The organism is Pseudomonas sp. GM102, from assembly GCF_000282555.1.
In the GTDB taxonomy this organism is placed as follows: domain Bacteria; phylum Pseudomonadota; class Gammaproteobacteria; order Pseudomonadales; family Pseudomonadaceae; genus Aquipseudomonas.
Genome location: NZ_AKJB01000096.1, coordinates 1 through 5,679, shown reverse-complemented (window position 1 = coordinate 5,679; position 5,679 = coordinate 1). Strand labels below are relative to the sequence as shown.

Below are 5,679 nucleotides of genomic sequence, written 5' to 3'. Positions count from 1 at the left end.
TCGAGGGTGACGTCACCGTTGGCGGCGACGCTGACCGTGAACACCAGCAGGTTGGTGGTGGCCGTGCGGCCTTCGACCACGGTGCCGTTGAGCGACAGGTTGACCGCCTCGCCGGTGGCCGTGTCGGTCAGCCCGGAAGGGCCTGCCGTCGCGCCCAGCGCATAGGTCAGCGTGCCGGCGCCATCAGCGCCAAATGCGGAGCTGAAGTTGGCGGTAAAGCTCTGGGTGGCGTCGGTCGCCAGTACCGTTTCGTCTACCGTCAGTATTGGCTCGTCGCCGGTGGTGGTGATGCTCGGTCCATCGTCCTCGAACACCAGGTTCTGGCCGATGTTGAGAGTCGCCTGGGCACTGTCGCCGTCGCCATCGGTTATGGTCGCCGTCAGGGTGACCAGATCATCCGAACTCAGGCTCGTCGCATCATCGGGATCGGTGGCATCGGGATGCACCACGGCGCGCAGCTGGTCGAGGGTGACGTCACCATTGGCGGCGACGCTGACCGTGAACACCAGCAGGTTGGTGGTGGCTGTGCGGCCTTCCACCACGGTGCCGTTGAGCGACAGGTTGACTGCCTCGCCCGTGGCCGTATCGGTCAGACCCGAAGCACCGGCCGTCACGCCCAGCGCATAGGTCAATGTACCCGGGCCATCAGCGCCAAACGCGGAGCTGAAGTTGGCGGTAAAGCTCTGGGTGGCGTCGGTCGCCAGTACCGTTTCGTCTACTGTCAGTATTGGCTCCGTGCCGGTGGCGCTGACGCTTGGTCCGTCGTCTTCGAAGATCATCTTGGAGCCGATTTCGGCGATCGTCGTAGAGGCATCGCGCAGCGTGAAGCCACCGATATCAAAATCGGCGTGGTCATTGCCCCTGGCGTCGACGGCCGCCCCGTTCTCGATGAGCACGCGGTTGTGGTCCGACGTTGTGGTGTACTCAATCTGGTAACCGGCCAGCACGCCGGTGATGGTTGCAACCCCACCGGAAAAGGTAATGTTAATGGCCGGATCATTCACCGAACCGTCTGAATTCTCGATCACCTGCCCGGTGCTGATGTTGGTGACGAGCACATTGGTAATGGCAACTGGCGTATCGTTTGCATAGCCGTTGACGAAATTCACACCAGGTTCAGCAGCAGTGTTGAATGCGCTGATTTTGACCACCGCACTCTTGCCGCCTTGCAACTGCACGACATCGAAACTGGCCGACGTCGAATTGAAGACGCCGGTAAAGTCGATGTTGGATTCAACATCTGCTTCGGTCTGACTCAGGTTGGGAACGGTCACATCCTGCCTGGCGCCCGTGACGAACGAAAAGCGGATGCCTTCCTGTTCCGTAATCATCTGGTTGTTGGTGCCGATGGTGGTCGGGCCACCTCCCTGGCTGGTATTGATTGTGTCGCCAGTGTTGATATTGGCGCCGCTTGACTGGTCTGCGGGGTTCTTGCCGGTGGCGATGATGGTGGTGTCGGTGATCCGCACGACACCATCGACCGTTTCAGTGGTCGGGTTCGCTTTCGTGAACATCAGAAAGAGGTTCTGACCGGAGGGCGCACCGGCGAGACTGAATCCCTGGTCCTGGGTAGCTGCGATGAACACCTTATCCAGCAGATTGAGCGAATCATCGGGGTTTGTAGCATCTGGATGCTTGAGCGGTTGGTATTCCACGGTCCAGATCTTGCCACCGGTGACCGGCGATCCGGTTTCTTCGATGTAGGCCGCGAACACGATGGCGCCATTTGCGCCCCCGGCTCGGCCCAGAAGAATGTTGTTGTTCGTATCGGTATAGAGAAGGATGCTGGTGCCATCGAGGGTATCCAGTCCACTGTCCAGACCATCGAGTGGTGCACCAGCGCTGTCGACGAAGCTGATGTCGCTAATGCTTCCTCCACCGGTGATGGTGAACGCATTGCTGCCCGTGTCGCTCGCGGCACCGGTATAGCCACTCAAGGCCGCACCCGTTGCAGTACCGGCACCCAGTGCGGTCAAACGGGTAGAGAAGGAAGCGGGCAGGGATGCCACCAGAATGTCGTTGTCGTCAGCGTCTCCTGCAGGGGTTGGCGTGGCGGTGGCGTTCTGTAACCCGGCCGTCTCGTCCAGCACAACGTCCTCGCCTGTGATTGCAATAGCCATGATTTTTCTCCCGAGCAATTGCGGTCATTGAGGTCCGACCATTGACCTCTACAACTATGACCAAGCGCCGGGAATTGCGCATCGGCCGAAACTCCCAAGCGGGATAGGAGTTTCGGCCTAGTCGTCCTCGTTGGTGCTCTGACGCAGGGTTCCCAGGCTGATGCGAGCGTGCGGATCGCCTATTGGGACTGCAAAAAACAATGCGAGGGTGACTTGTGCCACCCTCACATCCTTTCACGCGCGCGACGCCTCAGACGCTGCCAAGAACAATGTCGCTAGTCAGAAGATCTACCCCGACCAAGGTGATGGTCGTGACGTCTCCGCCCGTTTCGGCAACTGTTACGATGCTGTCTGCGCCGGTGTTGTCGATCTGGACAACGGCGTTCTGGTCGCCGTTGAGTACCAGCGTATCTCGCAGGTTTGCGCCCGCATCGAAACCGGTGACCTGGTACAGGTTCTCATCGAATGACAAGTCGACGTTGAAGGCATCACGCTCACCGCCCGTACCCACCAGCGTGTAGTCGAAAGCGCCGGTCAAGTCGTTGGCGAACAGGTTGGCGTCAAACGTACTTGATGCCGAGTCCCCATCCCTGTCCGTCACCGTCGCGTTGAACGTCAGCTGGATATCGCTGGCCAGGCTCTCGGTCTCCTGAATGAACTGGATCACCGGGATCTTGATCTCGCCTCGGCCCATCGTGAGCTGAACCGCGTCGATCAGCGTCGTGCCTTCCTGCTCAATGAGGAAGGACACCTGTCCACGTGGCTCTGGAGTCAGAGTATTCACCTCGATGAGGTCCGAAGTCGTGCCATCCTCGTAGTAGATCCTGTAGTACAGGTCCTCGGTCGCGGTGTTGTAACCCGCTACAGAGTTGTCGATAAAGACCTTCATGGCCGTCACCAGGCTCTCCGGATTGACGACGAAACTTTCATCGGTAGCGCCGATTGCCACCAAGCTGTCTCCCTGGAGGACGTTATTGGCGACGCCGATGCCGGACGTGCTGACGTTCATGGCCCTCGGGTCGATATACGAGGGCAGGGGATTGGTCTGTATCTGGGCTTCGGTGGGGTCGGGTGCTCCAAGCCCGATACCGGTCAGGATGTCCGAAGTCGACGCAAGCGCCTTCGCGGAAAAGAACACAACCTCCTCGGAAGCCGAAGGAATAGTCGGGTCATTCGTCTTCGGAATTAACAATGTGCGCACTGGGTCCGGACCGCCGGCAGCGAGCGAGCCATCGGCAGTGCTGAGCACGACCGTCGAACTAAAGCCTTGCACCAGATCCAGTACATAGCTGCCATCGTCAAAGGCGCTCAGCGTGTAGTCGATGGTGGTATCCGCCGTGTCGGCGTTGTTGTCGAAATCGCCGGTCAAGGTCCCGGCGAATTGGTACGCGCCATTGCCGTCCGGTGAAGGCGACTGCTCGGTGAGTGTGGCAGTCCCGGTCGTGGTGGTGTTGTCTGGCCTGACGAGGGTGAACGAGCTATTCACCGAAATATCCAGACCGTTCGTATCCAGCCCGTCGGCGCCGGCCGAATGACTCCAGTACCCGGTTTGTGGCAGGACGCTACCGGTGCCGATCAGGTTGCCAAAGGCGAGTGCCGGGCCGTCATCTTCGAAAAGCATCTTGGAGCCGATTTCGGCGGTCGCAACAGCGGTTTGGAGCAGCGTAAAACCACCGATGTCAAAGTCAGCGTGGGTATTGCCCTTGGCGTCGAGAGCTGCCCCGTTCTCGATGAGCACTCGGTTATGATCCGCCGTCGTGGTGTATTCAATCTGATAGCCGGCTTTAACGCCGGTGATGGTTGCAACCCCTCCAGAAAAAGTGATTTCAATGCTCGGATCATTCACCGATCCGTCTGAATTCTCGATTACCTGCCCGGTGCTGATGTTGGTGACGAGCACATTGGTGATGGCAACCGGGGTATCGTTGGTATAGCCGTTGACGAAATTCACGCCAGGTTCAGCCACGGTGCTGAATGCACTGATTTTTACCACTGCACTCTTGCCGCTTTGCAACTGCACCACGTCGAAATTGGCCGACTTCGCATTGAAGACGTTGGTAAAGTCGATGTTGGACTCAACATCTGCTTCAGTCTGATCCAGGTTGGGGATGGTCACATCCTGCCTGGCGCCCGTGACGAACGAATAACGAATACCTTCCTGTTCCGTAATCATCTGGCTGTTGGTGCCGAAGGTGGTCGGGCCACCCGCCTGGCTGGTATTGATCGTGTCGCCAGTGTTGATATTGGCACCGCTTGACTGGTCTGCGGGATCCTTACCGGTAGCGATAATGGTGGGGTCCGTGATCCGCAAGACACCACCATCGTCGACAACCGTGGGGTTGACTGTCGTGAACATCAGGAACAGGTTCTGACCGGAGGGCGCATTGGCCAGACTGAATTCCAGGTCCTGACTGGTACCGACGAATACTTTATCCAGCAGATTGAGCGAATCATCGGCGTTCGTCGCATCTGGATGCTTGAGCGGTTGATACTCCACGGTCCAGATCTTGCCGCCCGAGACCGGCGATCCGGTTTCTTCGATATAGGCCGCGAACACGATCGCACCGGTAGCGCTCCCGGCTCGGCCCAGAAGGATGTTGTTGTTCGTATCTGTGTAGAGAAGGATGCTGGTGCCATCAAGGGTAAACAGTCCGCTGTCCAGGCCATTAAGCGGTGCGCCAGCGCTGTCGACGAAGCTGATATCGGTAATGCTTGCTCCGTCGGTGATGGTGAACGCATTGCTGCCCGTGTCGCCCACGTCACCGGTATAGCCACTCAACGCTGCACCCGTTGCGGTACCGGCATTCAGTTCGGTCAAACGGGTTGAGAAGTCCGAGGGCAGGGATGCCACCAGAATGTCGTTGTCGTCAGCGTCTCCCGCAGGGCTTGGCGTGGCGGTGGCGTTCTGCAATCCGGCCGTTTCGTCCAGCGAAACGTTCACGCCGGTGATTTCAATAGCCATGATTTTTCTCCCGGGGTAATTGCGGTCATCTTGGCCTGACCGTTGACCATTGGCCGCCACTATGGATAAGCACCGGGATCGCGCATCGGCCGATACTCCCAAGCGGGATGGGAGTTTCGGACTACTTGGATGGCGGAACAGCACGAGGGGATGACGAAACGGTGCCGCCTATTCCGTTTGTGAATGAGGACATGCCGCAAGGCTCGCAGTGGCCATAAAAAACGGCCTGGCCCCTTGCGGGAGCCAGGCCGTGTACCTGCAGCGGTTTCAGACAATATCAGTGCTTGCGATGTCGGTCACCGGATCAAAGCACCAAATCTGTCGGTGCCAAGTTAGTTGATCCCACCAGTTCGACCACGACAGGATTTTCGATATCAATCGTCTGGACAGCGGTGAAATCGCTATCGCTATCGACGACTTTGAAATCCAGCGTTAGATCAAGGGTTGCAGGTATCGTCGTGGTGGTGGAGAAACCAGCATCGATGATCTTCAGCGGATTCGTACTCGTATCCTCCGCAATCGTGTTTCCAGGCCCGACGAGACCACTGACCGGCTGTGCGGAAGTGCTGCTTGCACCATCGGCACCGACATTGCGAT

At 58.4% G+C, this 5,679-nt stretch carries 3 protein-coding genes; all 3 read right to left on the bottom strand.

Annotation, left to right across the window (positions count from 1 at the left end):
* A partial coding sequence (locus tag PMI18_RS06785) for a DUF5801 repeats-in-toxin domain-containing protein (protein WP_007904788.1) occupies nt 1–2,120 on the bottom strand: 2,120 nt, incomplete at its 3' end.
* Nucleotides 2,121–2,370: 250 nt separating this feature from the next.
* Nucleotides 2,371–5,082 carry a DUF5801 repeats-in-toxin domain-containing protein gene (locus PMI18_RS06790; protein WP_007904787.1) on the bottom strand — a complete coding sequence of 904 codons (2,712 nt, stop codon included), beginning with the start codon at nt 5,080–5,082 and terminating at the stop codon, nt 2,371–2,373.
* A 304-nt stretch (nt 5,083–5,386) separates the two neighbouring features.
* Nucleotides 5,387–5,679, bottom strand: a 293-nt coding sequence (locus PMI18_RS06795; protein ID WP_007904784.1) for a hypothetical protein, incomplete at its 5' end; no start/stop codon positions are given.

Bases quoted from the DNA above. Each gene is read 5' to 3' on its own strand.
- PMI18_RS06790 (WP_007904787.1), bottom strand. From the start codon at position 5,082: ATGGCTATTGAAATCACCGGCGTGAACGTTTCGCTGGACGAAACGGCC.